General features: G+C 71.7%; 19 protein-coding genes and 3 tRNA genes. 8 read left to right on the top strand and 14 right to left on the bottom strand.

Annotated elements, in window-relative coordinates; all coding sequences use genetic code 11:
• Positions 1–210: 210 nt before the first annotated feature.
• Both KWI83_RS24740 and KWI83_RS24735 read right to left on the bottom strand, forming a co-directional pair.
• The gene (locus tag KWI83_RS24740) at positions 211–924 is read right to left on the bottom strand and encodes a FadR/GntR family transcriptional regulator (RefSeq protein WP_218516583.1); all 714 of its coding nucleotides are present in this window, start codon (positions 922–924) and stop codon (positions 211–213) included.
• An 82-nt stretch (positions 925–1006) separates the two neighbouring features.
• Positions 1007–1080, bottom strand: a tRNA-Lys gene (locus tag KWI83_RS24735).
• A gap of 187 nt (positions 1081–1267) precedes the next feature.
• Between KWI83_RS24735 and KWI83_RS24730 the strand changes: the two genes are divergently transcribed.
• From KWI83_RS24730 to KWI83_RS24720, 3 genes are all read left to right on the top strand, one after another.
• Positions 1268–2728 (top strand): peptidoglycan-binding protein, encoded by a 1461-nt coding sequence (locus KWI83_RS24730; protein WP_218516582.1) that lies wholly within the window; start codon positions 1268–1270, stop codon positions 2726–2728.
• Between the two features lie 79 nt (positions 2729–2807).
• Positions 2808–3938 (top strand): SPFH domain-containing protein, encoded by a 1131-nt coding sequence (locus KWI83_RS24725; RefSeq protein WP_218516581.1) that lies wholly within the window; start codon positions 2808–2810, stop codon positions 3936–3938.
• Positions 3939–4033: 95 nt separating this feature from the next.
• On the top strand, positions 4034–4639 hold the full coding sequence (locus tag KWI83_RS24720; RefSeq protein WP_218516580.1) for a lytic polysaccharide monooxygenase: 606 nt from the start codon (positions 4034–4036) through the stop codon (positions 4637–4639).
• Positions 4640–4693: 54 nt separating this feature from the next.
• Here the strand turns inward: KWI83_RS24720 and KWI83_RS24715 are convergent.
• From KWI83_RS24715 to ehuB, 6 genes are all read right to left on the bottom strand, one after another.
• Positions 4694–4767: transfer RNA gene (locus KWI83_RS24715), tRNA-Lys, on the bottom strand.
• A 101-nt stretch (positions 4768–4868) separates the two neighbouring features.
• Positions 4869–5627, bottom strand: coding sequence for an IclR family transcriptional regulator (locus KWI83_RS24710; protein WP_218516579.1), 759 nt, complete (start codon positions 5625–5627; stop codon positions 4869–4871).
• 154 nt (positions 5628–5781) lie between these two features.
• Positions 5782–6555, bottom strand: a complete 774-nt coding sequence (gene ehuA, locus KWI83_RS24705) for an ectoine/hydroxyectoine ABC transporter ATP-binding protein EhuA (RefSeq protein WP_218516627.1) — start codon at positions 6553–6555, stop codon at positions 5782–5784.
• Position 6556: 1 nt separating this feature from the next.
• Positions 6557–7207, bottom strand: coding sequence for an ectoine/hydroxyectoine ABC transporter permease subunit EhuD (gene ehuD, locus KWI83_RS24700; protein WP_218516578.1), 651 nt, complete (start codon positions 7205–7207; stop codon positions 6557–6559).
• Entirely contained in the window at positions 7204–7851 is a 648-nt protein-coding gene (gene ehuC / locus KWI83_RS24695; RefSeq protein ID WP_218516577.1) for an ectoine/hydroxyectoine ABC transporter permease subunit EhuC, read from the bottom strand. The genes ehuD and ehuC overlap by 4 nt, the downstream gene beginning before the upstream one ends.
• Complete coding sequence (gene ehuB / locus KWI83_RS24690) at positions 7848–8753, bottom strand: ectoine/hydroxyectoine ABC transporter substrate-binding protein EhuB (RefSeq protein WP_218516576.1); 906 nt, start codon at positions 8751–8753, stop codon at positions 7848–7850. The genes ehuC and ehuB overlap by 4 nt, the downstream gene beginning before the upstream one ends.
• Positions 8754–8809: 56 nt before the next feature.
• On the opposite strand from ehuB, the gene KWI83_RS24685 reads away from it, so the two are divergent.
• Complete coding sequence (locus KWI83_RS24685; protein ID WP_218516575.1) at positions 8810–9304, top strand: DUF3830 family protein; 495 nt, start codon at positions 8810–8812, stop codon at positions 9302–9304.
• Here the strand turns inward: KWI83_RS24685 and KWI83_RS24680 are convergent.
• Both KWI83_RS24680 and KWI83_RS24675 read right to left on the bottom strand, forming a co-directional pair.
• The gene (locus KWI83_RS24680) at positions 9285–10676 is read right to left on the bottom strand and encodes an amidase (protein ID WP_218516574.1); all 1392 of its coding nucleotides are present in this window, start codon (positions 10674–10676) and stop codon (positions 9285–9287) included. The genes KWI83_RS24685 and KWI83_RS24680 overlap by 20 nt on opposite strands.
• 17 nt (positions 10677–10693) lie before the next feature.
• The gene (locus KWI83_RS24675; protein WP_218516573.1) at positions 10694–11641 is read right to left on the bottom strand and encodes a D-2-hydroxyacid dehydrogenase; all 948 of its coding nucleotides are present in this window, start codon (positions 11639–11641) and stop codon (positions 10694–10696) included.
• Positions 11642–11848: 207 nt separating this feature from the next.
• On the opposite strand from KWI83_RS24675, the gene KWI83_RS24670 reads away from it, so the two are divergent.
• From KWI83_RS24670 to KWI83_RS24660, 3 genes are all read left to right on the top strand, one after another.
• Positions 11849–12664 (top strand): aspartate/glutamate racemase family protein, encoded by an 816-nt coding sequence (locus KWI83_RS24670; protein WP_218516572.1) that lies wholly within the window; start codon positions 11849–11851, stop codon positions 12662–12664.
• Positions 12661–13392, top strand: coding sequence for an aspartate/glutamate racemase family protein (locus KWI83_RS24665; RefSeq protein WP_218516571.1), 732 nt, complete (start codon positions 12661–12663; stop codon positions 13390–13392). The genes KWI83_RS24670 and KWI83_RS24665 overlap by 4 nt, the downstream gene beginning before the upstream one ends.
• An 85-nt stretch (positions 13393–13477) precedes the next feature.
• Positions 13478–14620 carry an LLM class flavin-dependent oxidoreductase gene (locus tag KWI83_RS24660; RefSeq protein WP_218516570.1) on the top strand — a complete coding sequence of 381 codons (1143 nt, stop codon included), beginning with the start codon at positions 13478–13480 and terminating at the stop codon, positions 14618–14620.
• On the opposite strand, the gene KWI83_RS24655 is transcribed toward KWI83_RS24660, so the two are convergent.
• Positions 14599–16494, bottom strand: a complete 1896-nt coding sequence (locus KWI83_RS24655; protein ID WP_218516569.1) for a bifunctional diguanylate cyclase/phosphodiesterase — start codon at positions 16492–16494, stop codon at positions 14599–14601. The two genes, KWI83_RS24660 and KWI83_RS24655, sit on opposite strands and share 22 nt — an antisense overlap.
• Positions 16495–16832: 338 nt before the next feature.
• Between KWI83_RS24655 and KWI83_RS24650 the strand changes: the two genes are divergently transcribed.
• Positions 16833–18176, top strand: coding sequence for a M6 family metalloprotease domain-containing protein (locus KWI83_RS24650; RefSeq protein WP_218516568.1), 1344 nt, complete (start codon positions 16833–16835; stop codon positions 18174–18176).
• Between the two features lie 57 nt (positions 18177–18233).
• Here the strand turns inward: KWI83_RS24650 and KWI83_RS24645 are convergent.
• From KWI83_RS24645 to KWI83_RS24635, 3 genes are all read right to left on the bottom strand, one after another.
• A tRNA-Lys gene (locus KWI83_RS24645) sits at positions 18234–18307 on the bottom strand.
• On the bottom strand, positions 18298–18876 hold the full coding sequence (locus KWI83_RS24640) for a bifunctional DNA primase/polymerase (RefSeq protein WP_256362769.1): 579 nt from the start codon (positions 18874–18876) through the stop codon (positions 18298–18300). The genes KWI83_RS24645 and KWI83_RS24640 overlap by 10 nt, the downstream gene beginning before the upstream one ends.
• 150 nt (positions 18877–19026) lie before the next feature.
• The gene (locus KWI83_RS24635) at positions 19027–19389 is read right to left on the bottom strand and encodes a hypothetical protein (RefSeq protein WP_218516566.1); all 363 of its coding nucleotides are present in this window, start codon (positions 19387–19389) and stop codon (positions 19027–19029) included.
• Between the last annotated feature and the right edge of the window lie 244 nt (positions 19390–19633).

Below are 19633 nucleotides of genomic sequence, written 5' to 3'. Positions count from 1 at the left end.
CTCAACCCCGCGTGGCCCTCCGTGGACATGGAACTGCGACGAACCGGTCGCGTGACGCCCCCCGGCATCACTCCATGAACGGGGCCCCCTCCCCGCACTGCCTGCAACCGGTTTCCATCCCCCCAATGGGCGCGTATCCGCGGCCTCTTGAAAGCCAGGGTTCTACGCCGTTCCGCATGATCGCAAGATGGGATACAGGGTATTTACCCGTTATACGGGCTCATTCGGACGCAAGTTGGCGTCAGCTGGTGCGCTCGAGAACAGTCGGGTACGAACGTGATGGAAGTGGTCCCTTATGGCGTGCTCGGCGCGGAGCGCATCGCCGGACCGCACCGCGTCCAGGATCTCCCGGTGCTGCCGGCAGGTGATCCGCGGATCCTGCGGCACCTCGACGAGGTCCCTGCTCACCTGGTGGAAGGCGTCCCAGAACGCCTCCAGCACCTCGCTCAGCAGGACGTTGTCCAGCCCCCGGTAGAGGGCGGCGTGAAAGGCCCGGTCGGTCTCGGCGAGGCCGACGCCCTGCGCGGCCCGCTGATCCATACGCTCGACGAGCGTTTCCAGTTCGACGAGGTCCGGCTCCGGGAGCCGCCCCGCGAGCCGGGACACCAGTCCCGCCTCCATCGCCTCACGCAGTTCCAGCAGCTGCAGCAGACTGTCCTCGCCCCGGTGGTGCCCGGCGACCGTGCGGAAGGCGAGTCCCTCGATCATCGGGGCGAAGGACATACGGCCGACATAGGTGCCGAAGCCGTGCCGTATCTCGACGATCCCCATGGCCTGGAGCGCCTTCAGCGCCTCCCGGACCGAGTTCCGGCTCGCCCCGAGGAACTCCATCAGCTCGGGCTCGGTCGGCAGCGGTGCCCCGGAGGCCAGCCGTCGGTCGACGATGAGCTTCTTGATCCTCTCCTGGAGGTCACGCGCTGCCATGGCCAGAGGGTAACCGAGGGCATGCGGGTGACCGAGGGCATGCGAAAGGCCCCTCACTGAGGTGAGGGGCCTCGCTGTCGAGTGCGCCGCCAGGGACTCGAACCCCGGACCCGCTGATTAAGAGTCAGCTGCTCTAACCAACTGAGCTAGCGGCGCGTGCTGACGTCGTTAACTTTACATGACCTCCGGGGGTGCTCCTGACCACCTCGGAGGGGCCTGCCGGGCGGCGGGACGGGTGCCGTACATCATTCGGACCGTCAACATGCGCGCCCCCAAGACCGTTGTGAAACTGATCAACGTGCACTGGCCCGGAAATTCCCACCTGGAGTGTGAGGGGAATCGCATGGAAACTCCGGTATTCGAGGAAATCGATCCCGCGAGCGACTGCGCCTGCCCCGGATGCGCCCACTGGCGCCGCGCACTCCCGCACTCCGCTCCCCGTCGCCCGTCCGCACACCCCGCCACCCGACGTGCCCTCGCCCTGGCCGCCGTGACCTCCACGGCCCTCGGCGCCGGCCACGCCGCGCCCGCCCTCGCCGCCGCCCACGCCCCCCTCCGGCCCGGCGTTCCCGCAGGTGACGAGCCTCGGAGCCCGCAGGGCGGCACGGCCCCGCTGCACGGCCCGGCCGGGACACCGGCCAAGCCGTCGGACGCGGGGAGGATGCCCGGGATCACCCGCGCGGAGATCATCGAACGCGCCCAGAAATGGGTCGACGCGCAGGTGCCGTACAGCATGACCTCCTACTGGGAGGACGGTTACCGGCAGGACTGCTCGGGTTTTGTCTCGATGGCCTGGAGCCTGCGGCAGAACGAATGGACCGGCTCGCTCCACACCTTCGGCATCCGTATCACCAAGGCGGAACTCCGGCCCGGCGACATCCTGCTGTTCCACAACCCCGACAATCCGGTGAACGGCTCGCACGCCGTCCTCTTCGGCGGCTGGACCGACTCCACCCAGACGTACTACGTCGCCTACGAGTCGACCCGCCCGCACGCCCGCCGACTGATCACCCCGTACGCCTACTGGGTGGACTCCTCCCGGTACGTCCCGTATCGCTACAAGGGCGTGGTGGAGGTCCCACCCGCGACGCCGCCCACGACCCCACCGTCGCCCTCACCCACGACGCCCCCCACGACGCCCCCCGCGGAGCCGCCGGCAACGCCGCCCACGACCCCACCGGCCACCCAGCCCACGACCCCACCCGCCACCCCGCCCGCGACCACACCCACAAGCCCACCTGCCACCCCGCCCGCGACCGCGCCCACAAGCCCACCGGCGACCGCGCCCACGACACCACCCGCCACCCCACCGGCCACCCTGCCCACGACCTCACCCGAGGAGCCGCCCGTGAAGCCACCCTCGCCCTCACCCACGACCCCGCCCGCGAAGCCATCCACGACCCCGCCCGCGAAGCCATCCACGACCCCGCCCGCGAAGCCGCCCGCCACCCCGCTCGCGACGCCGACACCGACAGCGCCCTCGGCCGACGCGCAGCCGGACGGCAGGTCGACCGCGATGCCGTATCCCGGGGCGGCCAGGCCGTCCGCGCCCGCCTCGCACGGGGTGCCGGGCTATCCGGGGCGGGCGATGTTCCGGCCCGGCGCGAACAACCCGTACATCACCCAGCTCGGCGAGCAGCTGGTGAAGAAAGGGTTCGGCAGGCACTACCCGAACGGGCCGGGCCCGCGCTGGGGCGAGGCCGACCGGCGAGGTGTCGAGGCCTTCCAGCGCACCCAGGGCTGGCGGGGCGGCGCGGCGGACGGCTACCCGGGGCCGGAGACCTGGCGGCGCCTCTTTTCCTGACTGATCCGTTCGCACGGACGACCTGATCGTGCGACGCGTTCCTCGTACGACGCATCTGGCGCGGAGGCTGGAGACACGCATGACCACGACCACTCCCCAGATCCCCGACCCCGGGGAAGCCGAGCAGACCCCGCCGCCCCCGGCGCGGCCCACCCGGCTGATCCAGAACGAGGCGACCACCGAGATCCCCGTCCATCTGCTGTTCCGCGACGACCCCGACCCGGTCTCGGTGCAGTTGCGGCCCGCGGTGGTGAACCGTCGGCAGGGCACCGGCGAGCAGCCGCGGCTGCGCCGCCCGGTTCCGTCGCGGGCCCGCCCGGTGCCGCAGGCCGACCCCGACCTGGTGGAGCGGCCCGCGCGGGTGCTGCCCGCGACGGTGGGGCTGCTCGCCGGTGCCGCCGGGGCGGCCGGGTGTGCGGTCACCTCGTGGTGGGCGGGCTTGCTGCCGCCGGTCGTGGCCGCGGCGCTGGGGCTGTCGGCGTCCGCGGGGGCCGGGCTCGGTCTCGCGCACTGGGCGGCGTACGCCGGGGCCGGGGCGCTGGGGCTGTTCGGGTTCGGCGGGCTGGCGCGAGGACGGACGGGGCGGGCCTGGGTGCTCGGGATGTTCGGCCGCTACCGGGGGACCGTCCGGCGGACCGGTCTGATGTGGGTCAACCCGCTGCTGCTGCGCCGCGGGGTCGACGTACGGCTGCGGCACTGGCGCAGTGAGCCGATGCCGGCGGCCGACGGGAGCGGGGTCGCGCTGCGGGTGGTGGTGCTGGTGGTGTGGCGGGTGCGGGACACCGCGCGGGCGGTGCTGGCGGTGGAGGACCACGAGGCGTATCTGCGGGTGTGCGTGGAGGCGGCGCTGGCGCGGGTGCCGGTGGAGATGCCGGGCGCGGCGAAGCCCGCGGTGGACGCGGCGGCCGACGCGCTGACCCGGCTGGTGGCGGCGGACACGACACCGGTGGGACTGCAGGTCTTCTCGGTGCAGCCGGTGCGGGTGGAGTACGCCCCGGAGGTGGCCGCCGCGATGCACCGCCGCCGGATCGCCGCGCTGGACGCCCAGCACCGGGCGAGCGTGCTGACGTCGGTGGTGGACTCGGTGGAGGACACGGTGACCCGGCTGACCATGCGGGGGCTGGTGGAGCTGGACGACTACGAACGCAAGGTGCTGGTCAAGGACTTGACGGTGGCGTTCTGCGCGGGGCGGGGAGAAACAGGTCCGTGATTGGTATGGACATGTTCAAACAACGCCCATAAGCTCAGACTTGGTCTAGACCTGCAAGCTCACTGAACTTCCCCACGTTCTCCAGGAGCGGCAGTATGCACAAAAAGACCAAGTTGTCCGCCGCGATGGTGGGTCTGGCGACCACCGGCGCCCTCGTGCTCTCCTCCGGCGGAGCCAGCGGCCACGGCTACACCGACCTGCCCATCAGCCGGCAGAAGCTCTGCCAGAACGGCACGGTGACCAACTGCGGCGGCATCCAGTGGGAGCCGCAGAGCGTCGAGGGCCCGAAGGGCTTCCCCTCCTCCGGGCCGGCCGACGGGCGGATCTGCTCCGGCAACAACACGCGGTTCGCCCAGCTCGACAGCCCGCGCACCCCGTCCGGCGGAGCATGGCCGGCGACCAAGGTGAACGGCGGCCAGAGCTACACGTTCCGCTGGCAGTTCACCGCCATGCACGCCACGACCGACTTCAAGTACTACGTCACCAAGCCGGGCTGGAACCAGAACCACAACCTGGCCCGCTCCGACCTCAACCTGACCCCGTTCCTCACGGTCCCCTACGGCGGCCAGCGCCCGCCGCAGACCCTCTCGCACAGCGGCACCCTGCCGTCCGGGCTCAGCGGTCGGCATGTCATCGTCGCGGTGTGGACGATCGCCGACACGGCCAACGCGTTCTATGCCTGCTCGGACGTCACGTTCTGAGCCCGCCGGACACGCGAAGGAGCCCCTCGCTCGAAGCGAGGGGCTCCTCATCCGTGCGCCGCCAGGGACTCGAACCCCGGACCCGCTGATTAAGAGTCAGCTGCTCTAACCAACTGAGCTAGCGGCGCATGACTCCCGCCGTCCGCGTTCCGCGGTCGGCGACGTAGAAAATACTACCCGGTCCGCGAGGGTGCTCCCGACCCGTATCCGGGCGGCCCGGGTCGGCCGCCTAGAGCGTCAGGGAGAGCAGGACCGGGGTCGCGTTGCGGTTCAGGGCGTCCGCCGCCCGGCGCAGCCGGTGGGCGTGCTCGACCGGGAGGGACAGGGCCAGGCAGCCCACCGTGGAGCCGGCGGTGATCGGGACGGCCGCGCAGACCGTGCCGATCGCGTACTCCTGCAGGTCGAGCACCGGCACCGTGGGCGGCTGGGCCGCCAGACGGGAGAGCAGCACCTTGTCGCTGGTGATCGTGCGCGAGGTGAGGCGGGCCATCTTGTGCCGGGCGAGGTGGTCGCGGCGGCCCGCGTGGTCCAGCTGGCCGAGCAGGCTCTTGCCGACCGCCGTGGCGTGCGCGGAGTAGCGGAAGTCGACCCACTCGTTGACCGCCGGGGTGGCCGGACCGGCCGCGTACTGGGTGACCCGGACCTCGCCGTCGAGGTACCGGCTGATGTACACGGCCGCGCCGACCGAGTCCCGGAGCCGGTCGAGGGTGCGCTGGAGCTGCTCGCGCAGGGCCTGGTCACGGTGGTGCGCCGAGCCGAGACGGGCCAGCGTGACGCCGGTGACGTATGCGCCGTCCGTGACCTGTTCGACGTACCCCTCGCGGCGCAGCATCCGCAGCAGCCCGGTCAGCCGCTCCGAGCCGAGGCCGGTGTGGCGGGTGATCTCGGCGACGGTGACACCGGCGGGGTGCCGCGCCACCGACTCCAGCACGCGCAGCGCGTCCTGAGCCGAGTGGTACGGCGCGGTCGGCTCGTGCTTCAGCGCCACGGTGCCCCCCTGTGCGCTCGCTTCCCATCCTGGGCCTGCCTTCAACGATAACCGGCAAGAGGTCGGCAGCGAGCGGCAGTTGACGAGATTGCGCCCCTCTCAGCAGGGGCGTAACCGCTCGGCATGTGCCACCGGCACGAGCCATTCCGAGACGTCACAGCACAGCGCTGAGGAACTCCCTCGTCCGCTCGTGCTCGGCGTCCCCGAAGATCTTCTCCGGCGGGCCCGACTCGATGACCCGCCCCGAGTCGAACATCAGCACCTGGTCGGAGATGTCCCGGGCGAAGTTCATCTCGTGGGTCACGCAGAGCATGGTGATGTCGGTGCTGCGCGCGATGTCCCGCAGCACGTCCAGCACCCCCGCGACCAGCTCCGGGTCCAGTGCCGACGTCACCTCGTCCAGGAGCAGCACCTGCGGCCGCATCGCCAGCGCGCGCGCGATCGCCACCCGCTGCTGCTGCCCGCCGGACAGCTGGGACGGCTTGGCGTCGCACTTGTCGGCGAGGCCCACCAGGTCCAGCAGCTCCCGGGCGCGCGCCTCCGCCTCGTCCTTCGACAGGCCGAGCACGGTGACCGGCGCCTCGGTGACATTCCTCAGCACGGTCATGTTCGGGAACAGGTTGAACTGCTGGAACACCATGCCGATCTTCTTGCGGACCTCACGGATCTGCTTCTCCGGCGCCGGGAAGAGCTGGTCCCCGTCGACGGTGATCGTGCCCTTGTCGGGCTTGGTCAGGGTCATCAGCAGCCGCAGGATCGTGGTCTTGCCCGACCCGGACGGCCCGATCAGGGTGACGTGCCGCCCCGCCTCGACGGAGAAGTCGAGGTGGTCGAGGACGGTGTGGTCGCCGAACCGCTTGGTCACCTGCTCCAGGCGGACCAGCGGGGCGGGGCCGGTATGGGGGCGGTCGGACGGCTGCTTGCTGATCTCAGTGGACAAGACGTCGCTCCAGGGTGCGCAGAAGTACGGAGGCCAGGTACGAGACGAGGATGAAGGCCACGCCGATCACGGTGATGGGCTCGACGAACCGGAAGTGCTCCTGGGAGTACAGCCGCGCCTGCCCGAGCATCTCCAGCACGGTGATCGTCATGAGCAGCGGGGTGTCCTTCAGCATCGAGATCACGTAGTTCCCGAGCGCCGGCACCACCCGGCGGACCGCCTGCGGCAGGATCACCGCCCGCCACGTCCGGGCCGTCGGCAGGCTGAGCGCCGTCGCGGCCTCCCACTGCCCCGCGGGCACCGCCTCGATACCGGCCCGGTAGACCTGCATGGTGTACGTCGAGTAGTGCAGGCCGATCGCGAAGACGCCGGTGGTCAGCGCGGAGAACGTCAGGCCCCACTCGGGCAGCACGTAGAACAGGAAGAACAGCTGCACCAGCAGCGGTGTGTTCCGCACGAACTCCGTGAACACCCCGACCGGCCAGCGCACCCAGCGGCTCGGCGTGCGCATCAGCAGCGTCCACACCAGCCCCAGCACGAACGAGATCAGCGAACCCAGCACCAGCGCCTGCAGAGTGACGAGCAGGCCGTCCCAGAACTGCGGCATGAAGTCGCGGACGGCTTCCCAGTCCCAGTTCATCGGGCCACCCCCGCCTTGAGTCGGTGCTCAAGACCGCGCATCAGGCGGGTGAGCAGGAACGCGATCACGAAGTAGATGAGCAGCACGTACGTGTAGATCTCCGCGCTCTCCTGAAGGGCCAGCCGCACCAGGTTGCCGCTGAACGCCAGATCGCCCATGCCCATGACCGACACCAGGGCGGTGCCCTTGAGCAGCTCGACCAGCAGGTTGGAGAACGGCGGGATCATCTCCGGCACCGCCTGCGGCAGCAGGATCAGCCGCATCCGCTGCCACGGCGTGAAGCTGAGCGCGATCCCGCCCTCACGCTGCGCCGGGTCGACGGAGTTCAGCGCGCCGCGCACGATCTCCGAGCCGTACGCCCCGTAGGTCAGCCCCAGGGCCAGGGTGCCCGCCCACAGCGGCACGAGCTGCCAGCCGAAGGCGAGCGGCAGCACGAAGAACACCCAGAAGATCATCACCAGCGCCGAGGTGCCGCGGAACACCTCCGTGTAGAAGCTCGCGAGGAAGCGCACGATCCACAGCCGGTGGGTGCGCGCGATCCCGACGACGAAGGACACGGCCGCGGCCAGCAGCGCGCTGAGCACCAGCAGCTGGATCGTGGTCCAGGTCCCCGTGAGTACCAGTTCCCAGAGTCCCGAGGTCATCCGCCGCACAGCTCCTTCGCGGTCAGATCCGTCATCTCGGTCTCGGTGAAGCCGAACGGCTCGAGGATCCGGAAGACCTCGCCGCCCTTCTTCATCTTGTGCAGCTCGACGTTGAAGGCGTCCCGCAGCTTCGTCTCGGTCGGCCGGAACGCGAAGGCGCCCCCGGCGAGCTGCGGCTTGCCGTCGATGATCGGGGTGAAGGCCTTGGTCGCCTCCGCCTTGCGGGAGGTCCGCACGACCAGGCGGGAGGTGACCGCGGTGGCGGTGAAGAAGTCGACCCGGCCCGCCTCGACGGCGTTCAGCCCGGCGACCTGGTCGGGGACGATGAGGATGTCGCCGCGCCGGTACCCGGCCTCGATGGCATGCTCGATCTGGGCATAGCCGGTGCCGGTGGCGATCCGCGCCTTCTTCGCGAACGCGTCCCTGTAGTCGCGCAGCCCCAGCGGATTGCCCTTGCGCACGACGAAGGCATCGGGCATCTGGTAGTCGGGGTCCGCGAAGATGACCTGCTCACAGCGTTCCGGGGTGACGTACATCCCGGCGGCCACGACATCGAACTGCTGCGAGTTCAGGCCGGGGATGAGCGAGCCGAACTCGGTCGGCACCGGCTGCACCCGGTCCACCCCGAGCCGTTTGAAGATCACCTTGGCCAGCTCGGGCGCCTCGCCGGTCAGCTCGCCGTTCTTGTCGATGTACCCGAAGGGGACCTCACCCGCGATGCCCAGGCGTACGACACCGGCGGCCCGCAGCCGGTCGAGCAGGTCACCGCCGTTCGTGCCGGACGCGGTGGCCACGCGGCTGCACCCGACGGCACCCAGCGCGCCGAACGCCGCGACGCCCGCGAGCAGCGACCGGCGGGTAGGTCTGGATATGTGGTGGCTGTTTCTGTGTGGTGGAGCCATGGGCGCGCGGCTACCCGAGAGCATGCGATGTATGCCCCCTGGGCACGTGGGAACCCATGAGTGTTCGGTTCATTGAGGTCTCACTGGCCCGGCGCGGGGTGCGCTGCACGGCGAAACTGCTGGACGACCGTGCCCCGTTGACCTGCGCGGCCGTGTGGGACGCACTGCCGCTGTCCGGTGACGTCTACCACGCCAAGTACGCACGCAACGAGATCTACGCCCTGTTCCCGCCGTTCGCGGAGACGGAGCCACCCCTGGAGAATCCGACCGTCACCCCCATCCCGGGCGACCTGTGCTATTTCACCTTCGCGGGCGCGGAGTTGGGGACGAAGGCGTACGGCTACGACCGCGAGGTCCGCGCCGGTACGACCGTCGTGGACCTCGCCCTGTTCTACGAACGCAACAACCTGCTCCTCAACGGCGACGTCGGCTGGGTCCCCGGCATCGTCTGGGGCCAGATCGTCGAGGGCCTTCAGGACATGGCCGAGGCGTGCAACGACCTGTGGCGCTCCGGAGCGGCGGGGGAGACGCTCAGTTTCCGCCGGATGTGACACCGGCCTCGTACAGCGTGTGCGCCGCCCGCAGCACCAGGTCGTCCCGGTGCCGGGCCGCCACCAGCTGCATCCCGATCGGCAGACCGTCCCCGTCCGTCCCGACGGGCACGGTCGCCGCGGGCTGCTGGGTCATGTTGAACGGGTACGTGAACGGGGTCCAGCCCGTCCACCGCCGGTGACCGGAGCCCTTCGGCACCTCGGCGCCCGCCTCGAACGCGGTGATCGGCAGGGTCGGGGTGACCAGCAGGTCGTGGGTGTCGTGGAAGCGGCCCATCCGGCGGCCCAGGTCCATCCGGACGTCCACCGCGGCCAGATAGTCCAGCGCCGAGTAGCGGGCGCCCTGCGCGCAGACCTCCCGCAGCCCCGGGTCCAGCAGCCCCCGCTGCTCCGGCCCGAGACGCTGGGTCACCCGGGCGGCCCCGCTGAACCACAGGGTGTGGAAGGCGTCCACCGGGTCGGTGAGGTCGGGGTCGGTCTCCTCGACGTACGCGCCGAGCTCCGCCAGCCGCTGCACCGCCCGCCGTACCGCCGCCGCGACCGCCGGGCGCACCGCCACCTGCCCGCCCAGCGTCGGCGAGTACGCCACCCGCAGCCCGCGCACCCCGCCCGCCGGACTGTCGGTGAAGGCCGCCGTCGCCGGTCCCAGCGCCGACCAGTCACGGGAGTCCGGGCGGCCGATCACGTCCATCAGCAGCGCCGCGTCCGCCGCGTCCCGTGTCATCGGCCCCACGTGCGCCAGCGTCCCGAACGCGCTCGCCGGGTACAGGGGCACGCGTCCGTACGTCGGCTTCAGCGCGAAGATCCCGCAGAACGCGGCCGGGATACGGACACTGCCGCCGCCGTCCGTGCCGAGCGCCAGCGGTCCCGCGCCGAGCGCCACGGCCGCCGCAGCGCCCCCGCTGGAGCCGCCCGCGGTGCGCGTCCGGTCGTACGGATGGCGGGTCACCCCGCTGAGCGGCGAGTCCGTGACGCCCTTCCATCCGAACTCGGGGGTCGTGGTCTTGCCGAGGAACACCGCGCCGTGCTCGCGCAGCCGTGCGACGGAGGGCGCGTCCTCGTCCCAGCGGCCGTCCGGGTCGACGGTCTTCGAGCCGCGCAGGGTGGGGGCGCCGCGCAGCAGCAGGATGTCCTTCACGGTGACCGGCACCCCGTCGAGCAGACCGTCCGGCGCACCGCGCCGCCATCGCTCCTCCGACTCCCGGGCCCGCTTCAGCGCGTCCTCGGCGGTCAGCCGGACGAACGCGTTCACCTCCGGCTGGATCGACTCGGCGCGTTCCAGCGCCGCGCGGGTCGCCTCCACGGGGCTGAACTCGCCCTTGCGGTAGCCGTCGAGGAGCCGTACGGCGGTCAGCTCGGTGAGCTCGGTCATCGACCCTCCCAGGGACGTCAGTGTCCGGGTACGTACCCGCGCTGTTTGTCGACCACGTTCGGCAGCGGCCGCCCCGCCTCCCAGGCGTCGTACAACTCCACGAACTGGGCACCCAGTTCGTCCCGCCAGCCCACGGTGTCGCCGCTCATGTGCGGGGACACGATCAGGTTCGGGACCTGCCACAACGGGCTGTCCGGCGGCAGGGGTTCGGCCTCGAAGACGTCCAGGGCGGCGCCCGCGATCCAGCGTTTGGCCAGCGCCTCGGCGAGCGCGTCCTCGACGACCAGCGGCCCGCGGCCGACGTTGACGAACCGGGCGGAGGGCTGCATCACGCCGAAGCGGCGCGCGTCGAACATGCCCCGCGTCTGCTCCGTGAGCGGCGCGGCGGCGATCACCCAGTCGGCGCGGGACATCAGCCGGTCCAGGTCGTCGGGGCCGTGGACGCCGGTGCGCGGGGTGCGGCCGACGAGGGCGGCGGTGACGCCGAGCGCCTTGAGGGTGCGGGCGATGGCCCGGCCGATGGGGCCGGAGCCGACCACGACCGCCCGGGTCCCGGTCACCTTCTGCGACTCGCGGTGCCGCCAGGTCCGTTCCCGCTGGAGGTGAAGCGTGCGGGGCAGGTCCTTGGCCATCGCCAGGACGAGGGCGGCGACGTACTCGGCGATGGGCTGGTCGAAGACGCCGCGCGCGTTCGTCACCACCGTGTCGGACGCGGCGAGCTCCGGGCACATCAGGTGATCCACACCCGCGCTCGCCGTGTGCACCCAGCGCGGCCGCGGCCCGTCCCCCGGCCAGGCCTCGCGCACCGCGTGCGAGGTGAAGTCCCACACGAGCAGTACGTCCGCGTACGGCAGCCGCTCGGCGAGCGTCGAGGCGTCCGCGTGCTCGATCCGGGCGCGGCCGGTGAGACGGCCGAGCCGGGGGAGCGGGTCGGCGTCCAGGACGAGCAGGGTGGGGGTGGTCATGGGCAGCCGTTTCTCCAGCCGTTCGCGGGGCGGCCGAGCGTGGCGGGTCGGCCGGTGACGACGTGTCAACGGGGTTTAACCATGTGTTGACCTGGGGGTGATCCGGGCGGATTGACCACGCTCGCACCCGAACCTACCGTCGTCAACACGGGCGTTCCCCACGATCCGTTGCTCACTCGTCTGTCGAGCGTGAGGCCGGTGCCTGCCATGGACGTCGCATTTCTCGGCGGACCGGGTCCGCAGCGCGGGGTCGGTGTCGTCGCCCCCTTCGACTTCGCGCTGGACCGCGAACTGTGGCGCTGGGTACCGGACGAGGTGTCCCTGCACGTCACCCGGACCCCGTACGTCCCGGTCGAGGTCAGCCTCGACCTCGCCCGCCTGATCAGCGAGCACGAGACGCTCGGCGAGGCGGTGCGCACACTGAACGCGATCGAGCCCGAGGTGGTCGCCTACGCCTGCACCTCGGGCAGCTTCGTCGGCGGCATCGTCGGCGAGCGCGCGATGTGCGAGGCGATGAGCCGGGCGGGCAACGTGCCCGCGATCACCACCTCGGGCGCGCTGCTGGAGGCGCTGGTCGAGCTGGACGTCCGGCGGGTGGCGCTCGTGACGCCGTACACGGTGTCGGTGACACGGGCGCTGGAGGGGTACGTGGCGCAGGCGGGCGTCACGGTCACGGGCTGCGCGTTCATGGGCCTGACCCGGCACATCTGGAAGGTGCCGTACCGCGGGGTCGTGGACATGGCCCGCCAGGCCGTACGCGGCGCCGCCGACGCCCTGTTCATCAGCTGCACGAACCTGCCGACCTACGACGTGATCCCGCAGCTGGAGGCCGAGCTGCGCATACCGGTGATCTCGGCCAACCAAGTGACGATGTGGGCGGCGCTGCGCCGACTGGGTACCCGTGCCGTGGGGCCGTATCAGGCGCTGATCGATCCGGCGGCGCGCACCGGCCCCCTCCTGCCGGGGGCGGCCCCCGGTGCCGTAGTGCCGGAAGAAGAGCAGCAGCAGGAAGGCTGGACATGACAGCACTGGGATTCCTCTACCCGGGCCACTCCGCCGAGGACGACTATCCGCGCATCGAGCAGCTCCTGGGCAGCGACATCCGGGTGGACCTGGTGCACACCGACATCGGCGAGGACGCCCACCGGGTGGACGCCCTGCGCGAGATGGGCGCCCCGGAGCGCCTCGCGGCGGGCGTCCAGGAGCTTCGGCACGCCGGTTGCGAGGCCGTGGTGTGGGCGTGCACCAGCGGCAGCTTCGTGCACGGCTGGGAGGGCGCCCACGAGCAGGTGCGCACCCTGGCCCGGGCGGCCGGCATGCCGGCGTCCTCGACCTCCTTCGCCTTCGTGCACGCGGTACGGGAGCTGGGCGTGCGGCGGGTGGCGGTGGGGGCCACGTATCCGGAGGACGTGGCGTCGCTGTTCGCCGACTTCCTGGGCGCGGCCGGCATCGAGGTGACCGGCGTGCGCAGCTCCGGGATCATCACGGCGGCCGAGGTCGGCACCTGGGGCGAGGCCGAGGTCTTCGCGCTGGCCCGCGCGGCGGACGCGCCGGGCGCGGAGGCGATCCTCCTGCCCGACACGGCCCTGCACACGGCCGCCCACATCCCGGCCCTGGAGAAGGAACGCGGCAAACCGGTCCTCACCGCCAACCAGGTCACCGTCTGGGAGGGGCTGCGGCTGGCGGACCGCCGGGTGAACGCGCCGGAGCTGGGGACGCTGTTCGCCAGGGAGCCGATCGTGCAGGTGTGACACCGCGGCCGTCACGTGGAATAAGCGGAGACCGTCTCCTGTTGGCGCCGTGAGGACACCGCACGGCCCGACCAGGAGGCATCCCTTGCCCGACGACGAGCGTGACGAGCGCGACGAGATCCGCGGGACCGCCCACGGCAGCGCCCCCGTCCCCCTGTCCGTACTGGACCTGGTCACCGTCGGCGCGGGCCGTACCGCCACCGACGCCCTGCGCACCAGCGTCTCCCTGGCCCGCCTCGCGGAGGCCCGCGGCTTCCACCGGTACTGGGTCGCCGAGCACCACTCCATGCCGGGCGTGGCCTCCTCGTCCCCGGCCGTGATCCTCGCCCATCTCGCCGCCCACACCGACCGCATCCGGCTCGGCTCGGGCGGTGTGATGCTGCCCAACCACGCCCCGCTGGTGATCGCCGAGCAGTTCGGCACGCTGGAGGCGATGGCCCCCGGCCGGATCGACCTGGGCCTCGGCCGCGCCCCCGGCACCGACGGCGCCACCGCGGCCGCCCTGCGCCGCACCGACCTCCCCCACTCTCGGCTTCCCTCGAGCGGGGAGACCCCCATTCACTCGGGCGCGGACGACTTCCCCGAGCAGCTCGCCGAGCTGACCCGGTTCCTGGACGACGACTTCCCCGACGGCCACCCCTACCGCCGGATCCACGCGGTGCCCGGCCCGATCCAGGCCACCTCGCCCGGCGGCGTCCAGTCCCCGCACCGCCCGCCGATCTGGCTGCTCGGCTCCTCCGGCTTCAGCGCCCGTCTGGCCGGGCTGCTCGGCCTGCCCTTCGCGTTCGCGCACCACTTCTCCGCGCAGAACACGATCCCCGCGCTCGACCTGTACCGGGAGTCCTTCAAGCCGTCCGCCGTCCTCGACGAGCCGTACGCCCTCATCGGCGTCTCCGCGCTCGCCACCGACGACGAGCGGGAGGCCCGGCGCCAGGTCCGCGCCGCCGCGCTCAGCATGATCCGGCTGCGCACCGGACGGCCGGGACTCGTGCCCACTCCCGAGGAGGCGGAGGCGTACGAATTCAGCCCGCTGGAGCGGGAGTTCGTCACCTCGTGGAACGCCAACGTCATCCACGGCACCCCGGACGAGGTCCGCGCGGGCCTGGACGACCTCCACAAGCGCACCGGCGCCGACGAGTTGATGCTCACGGCCAACGCGCACACCGGCGAGGTACGGCTGCGTTCCTACGAACTCCTCGCCGATGCCTACGCGTTGCCGACGGCCTGACCGAACGGGCAGTCCAGCAGCTCGGAGATACGATCCGGCGGCACCGGCCGGGAGTACAGCCACCCCTGCCCGGTGTCGCACCCGATCCGGCGCAGCCGCCCGGCCTGCGCGGACGTCTCGACGCACTCGGCGGTGACGGTCAGCCCCAGCCGGTGCGCCAGCTGGATCATCGCCTCGACGATGACCTCGTCGGCCGGGCTGGGGTGGGCGCCTGCGTCCTCGTACTGGAAGCCCCGGACGAAGGACCCGTCCAGCTTCAGCACCGACACCGGCAGCCGGCTGAGGTAGGCGAGGTTGGAGTAGCCGGTGCCGAAGTCGTCGATGGCGATGCGGACGCCCATGTCGCTGAGCGCCTGCAGGGCCTGCAACGGGCGTCCGGCGGAGCCCATCACCGCGGACTCGGTGAGTTCCAGCTGGAGCAGCTGCGGGGCGAGGCCCGTCTCGGCGAGGATCTCGGCGACGTCCGCGACCAGGTCGGAGTCCCAGACCTGGCGCACGGCCACGTTGACGGAGACGAACAGGGGTGGCTCGTCGGGGCGTTCGAGCTGCCAGCGGCGGGCCTGGCGGCAGGCGGTGGCGAGCACCCAGCGGCCCAGCGGGACGATCGCGCCGTCCTCCTCCGCCAATCCGATGAACCGATTCGGCGTCAGCGTGCCGAACTGCGGATGGTTCCAACGGACCAACGCCTCGACCCCGTTCAGCCGCCCGTCCGCCATGCCGACCAGCGGCTGGTACTCCAGCACGAACTCGCCCCGGTCGATGGCCGGGCGGAGCGTGGAGGCGAGCGCCTGGCGGGTCATGCGGTGGGCGTTGCGCTCGGGGTCGAACAGCGTCCAGCGGGACTTGCCGTCGGCCTTCGCCCAGTACAGCGTGGTGTCGGCGGCCTGCATCAGACCGGTGGCGGTGGTGCCGGCGGCCTGCCGTTCGACGACCCCGATCGACGCCGACAGCGACAGCCGCTGACCGGCCAGGTCGAACGGCTCCTGAAGCGCCGTCAGCACGGACTCGGCCAGGTCGGCGAGTTGCTCGGTGCCCGTGGAGTCCTCGACCAGCAGGGCGAACTCGTCGCCGCCCAGCCTGGCCACCAGCGGCACGCTCGCCCTGCCGTAACCGGCCTCGTCCGCACAGCGGTTGAGGCGTTCCGCCACGGCCGCGAGCAGCCGGTCGCCGACCCGGTGGCCGAGGGTGTCGTTGACCGCCTTGAAGCCGTCCAGGTCCAGGTAGCACAGGCCGATCCGGCCGGTGCCGCCGCTTTCGTACGACTCCACGTCGAGGGCGGCCGAGAGGCGCTCGAAGAACAGGGTGCGGTTGGGCAGCCGGGTCACCGGGTCGTGCATCTGCAAGTGCCGCAGCCTGCCCTGGAGTTCACGCCGGGCGCTGATGTCGGCGGCGGCCAGCAGCAGGCCGTCCGCGCCGTCGGGCAGCGGGGCGACGGTGACCTGCACCCAGACGCTGTGCCCTTCGGGGTGCTTCAGCCGTCGTGCGCAGCGCAGTCTGGCGTCGCGGCCGCGCAGCAGTTCGCGGTACGCGTGCCAGGTGCGCGCGTCGGAGGCCAGGTCGACCAGGTCGGCGGCGACCCGGCCGGTCAGTTCGCCGGGGTCGGCGCCGAGCAGGCCGGCGAGGGCCGCGTTGGCACTGACCACCAGGCCCTCGCGGTCGACGACCGCCATGGCGAGCGGGGCCGCGGCGAAGGCGGATCGATAGGAGTCGAAGGGGTCGGCCTCGGTTCGATGGGGGTCGAAGGGGTCGGCCTCGGTTCGATGGGGGTCGAAGGGGTCGGCGCCGGTACTTCGCGGCGCCTCATGATCACTGTCTGTGACGGCCGGCCCGATGAGTTCTGCCGCGGGCGCCGGCCCTTCGGACGTTCCGCTCACCGCTCGCTCCCGCAGTGCACTCGATCTGCTCGATCTCTGCTCGATCTCTGTCCGGGCAGGAAAGGGTCAGGAAAGTGTGCCGATCATAGAGGGCCGCCCAGGGTGTTCGCAGCCCACTGTCCAGTGTCGCGGAACACGCGCGGAACGACCCGCCCTCCCGGCAGATCGTTTCTGCCCGCCTGAGGTCCCGTTCCCGCACGCCCCGCCCATGGTGACGGTCCGTGAGCGGTCCGGGGGTGTCGGCCGGTTCGGTGACCTCGCGCGGGCCCCCCGGCACTTCACTCGTCCGGGGTAGGCAAACAGGGCATACAACAATAAATTCACACAGTCTGGATGCGGTGTCCCGAGAACCGCATCCGGAGGTCCATGTGCCGCGCCAGCTGCCCCTGGGGAAACGCACCCGTGAGGCCTTCAAGGGGTTCGGTCACGCTGCCGCCCGCCCCCGACTGCGCAGCACCGCGGCCGTGTTCACCACCCTGTCGGCGGTCGCGGCGACCTCCCTCATCGCCTGCCCCTCGGTCGCCGAGCCCTTCGCTGCCGCGCCCTGCGCCCTCACCCGCACGCAGGTCCACCACTCCGAGGGCCTGGACACCTGGAACACCGCCTATCCACGGCCGACCGGCACGCTGGACGCGGTGATGGTCTTCCTGTCCTTCCCGGACTCCCGCCCGCTGACCACCCCCGCCGAACTGACCGCCGACCACTTCCCGGCCACCAGCAGCTACTTCGAGCGCGCCTCGTACGGCAGGTTCCGCCTCCGCCCGCACCCGCTGCGGCACTGGATCCGCATGCCGCGCCCTTCCACCGCGTACGCCATACAGCGCGACTGGGCAGCCCCGCAACGGGCCGCCTACCTGCGCGACGCGCTCGCCGTCGCCGACCCCCAGGTCGACTTCTCGCGCTACGACATCATCTACTTCATCGCCGACCCGCACGCGCCCGGCGTCGACTCGGACGCCACGAAGGTCGTCAACCTCGACACCCCGCTGCGCGCCGACGGCACCGACATCCACCGGATCGTCACGGTGTTCGAGAACCACCCGCCGGACCGGCTCGTCCTCGCCCATGAGACCGGCCATGTCTTCGACCTGCCGGACCTCTACCACCGCCCGGTCGACGGCAAGGGCGACTGGGACACCCATGTGGGTGACTGGGACCTGATGGGCAGCCAGTTCGGGCTGGCTCCGGATCTGTTCGGCTGGCACAAGTGGAAGCTGGGCTGGCTGGAGCCGCGGCAGGTGGTCTGCGTGCGGGGCGACAGGCCCGTACGGCTGACGCTGGAGTCGCTCGGCGCCGGGCCCGGACAGCCGACGACCGCCCCGGCCGGAGCCCCCGCCTTCGGGGTGGGCCGCGGGACCAAGCTGGCGGTGGTGCGCACCGGGGCGGAGAGCGTCCTCGCCTTCGAGGCCCGAGGCTCCGTCGGCAACGATCAGCACAGCTGCCGGCAGGGCATCCTCGTCTACCGCGTCCACGCCGGCGCCGAGTCCGGCGACGGCCCGGTCCAGGTGATCGACGCCCACCCGGGCACGGAGGCATGCTGGGAGGGCTCGGTGTACCCACCCCTCGCGGACGCGCCGGTCGCGCTGGGGGAGAGCTTCACCGTGCCGGGGGCCGGGGTGCGGGTGGAGGTGGAGGGGCGTACGGCTTCGGGGGCGTGGACGGTGAAGATCGCGAACGGGTAGCAGCTGCGCCGGTACATGAAAAAGCCCCTCGCTTCTGCGAGGGGCCTCTCATTGTCGTGCGCCGCCAGGGACTCGAACCCCGGACCCGCTGATTAAGAGTCAGCTGCTCTAACCAACTGAGCTAGCGGCGCCTGCTGACGTCGTAGACCTTAGCACCCTGGTCGGGAGGAGGAGAAATCGATATCCGCACAGCCGAGCGGGCCGCGCGGACGGCCGCCCAGAGCAGGATTTCCGGGCCGGGGAGCCAGGGGCGACGGGTGTCGGGGGCGACGAGCCAGCGGGAGCCGGAGGCCGACGCCGTGCCGGTGGGGGCGGGGACGGTGACCGCGTCGCCGGTGCCGTGGCAGAGCAGGGGCGGGACGGCGGCCGTACGGCCGTGGGATCCCGGGCCGGTGGCCCCCCACTCCTCCCACTCCAGCAGCGAGGGCAGCCGCTGAGCCGTGCCCGGCGTGGCGAACAGCAGCATCCGGCCCCGGAACACCGCGACCGGGCCCGGGCCCTCGTCCCACAACAGGTCCAGCATCTGCCGCCCGAAGACCGCGGGCGCGCTCACGATGTCGAAGGCGGAACCGCAGGGCAGCACCACGGGGGCGTCCGGGCGCTCCTCCCAGAAGGCGAGGGTGCTGCGCGGATACGTTCGGGCCGAGGCGAGCCAGGCGGCGCCGTCCGAGGTCAGTGTGCTGCTGCTCATGGCACCCAGAGGTACCCGTTGTGAACGCTTCGTTGCCGTGGGTTGCCGGAAATCGGGACAGGAGGGGGTGAGAGGGGGTACCTTGCGCGACTGGCATATGCCGGGGGATGGGCTTCCGGGCCTGTCTCCGGGCCTGTCTCCGGCCTTGGCGGCAGCTGCTCAGACGGGATCCGGTCCCCGCGCGTCGACCCCCCGCAGCAGATCCCGGCCGAACTCCACCATCTTCTTGGCGTAGTCCTCGGTCCACTCGGCCTGCTCGGCGATGTCCGCGGCCGTCAGCCGGTCGAACCGGCGGGGATCGGCGAGCTGCGCCGCCGCCATGGCCTGGAACTCCATCGCCCGGTCCGCCGCCGCCCGGAACGCCCGCGTCAGCTCCGTGGCACGGGCCAGCAGCGTCCCGGGGTCGTCGATCGACTCCAGATCGAAGAAGTGCTCCGGATCGGAGGCCGCTTCCGCGGGCTCGAAGAGCAGGGGCGCGGGGCGTAGCCGCGGTTCGTTCCGACGCGGCGTGGGCTCCGCCATGTCCTCATCTCCTCCTCGTACGGTTCCGAAGGCGCCGCCTGTTCGAGGTGGGCCACCCTCAATTCTCTCGCGCCCGCGCAAGGGGGCCTGGGGTGTCCATGGTCGCCCCTGCACCCGGCGCTCGGCGAGGTGGGCCAGGACGGCGTGGTTTGCCTCCCAGCCGTCCGGGCCGTGTTCCTTGGCCGCCTCCGGCGGCGTGCCGGACTGCGTCCGGCGGTTTGCGGCGTGGTGGGCGGCGGCGGTT

The organism is Streptomyces sp. TRM70350 (assembly GCF_019219825.1).
Classification (GTDB): domain Bacteria; phylum Actinomycetota; class Actinomycetes; order Streptomycetales; family Streptomycetaceae; genus Streptomyces.
The sequence above is the reverse complement of the archived record's forward strand: the minus strand, read 5'-3'. Positions and strand labels throughout refer to the sequence as shown.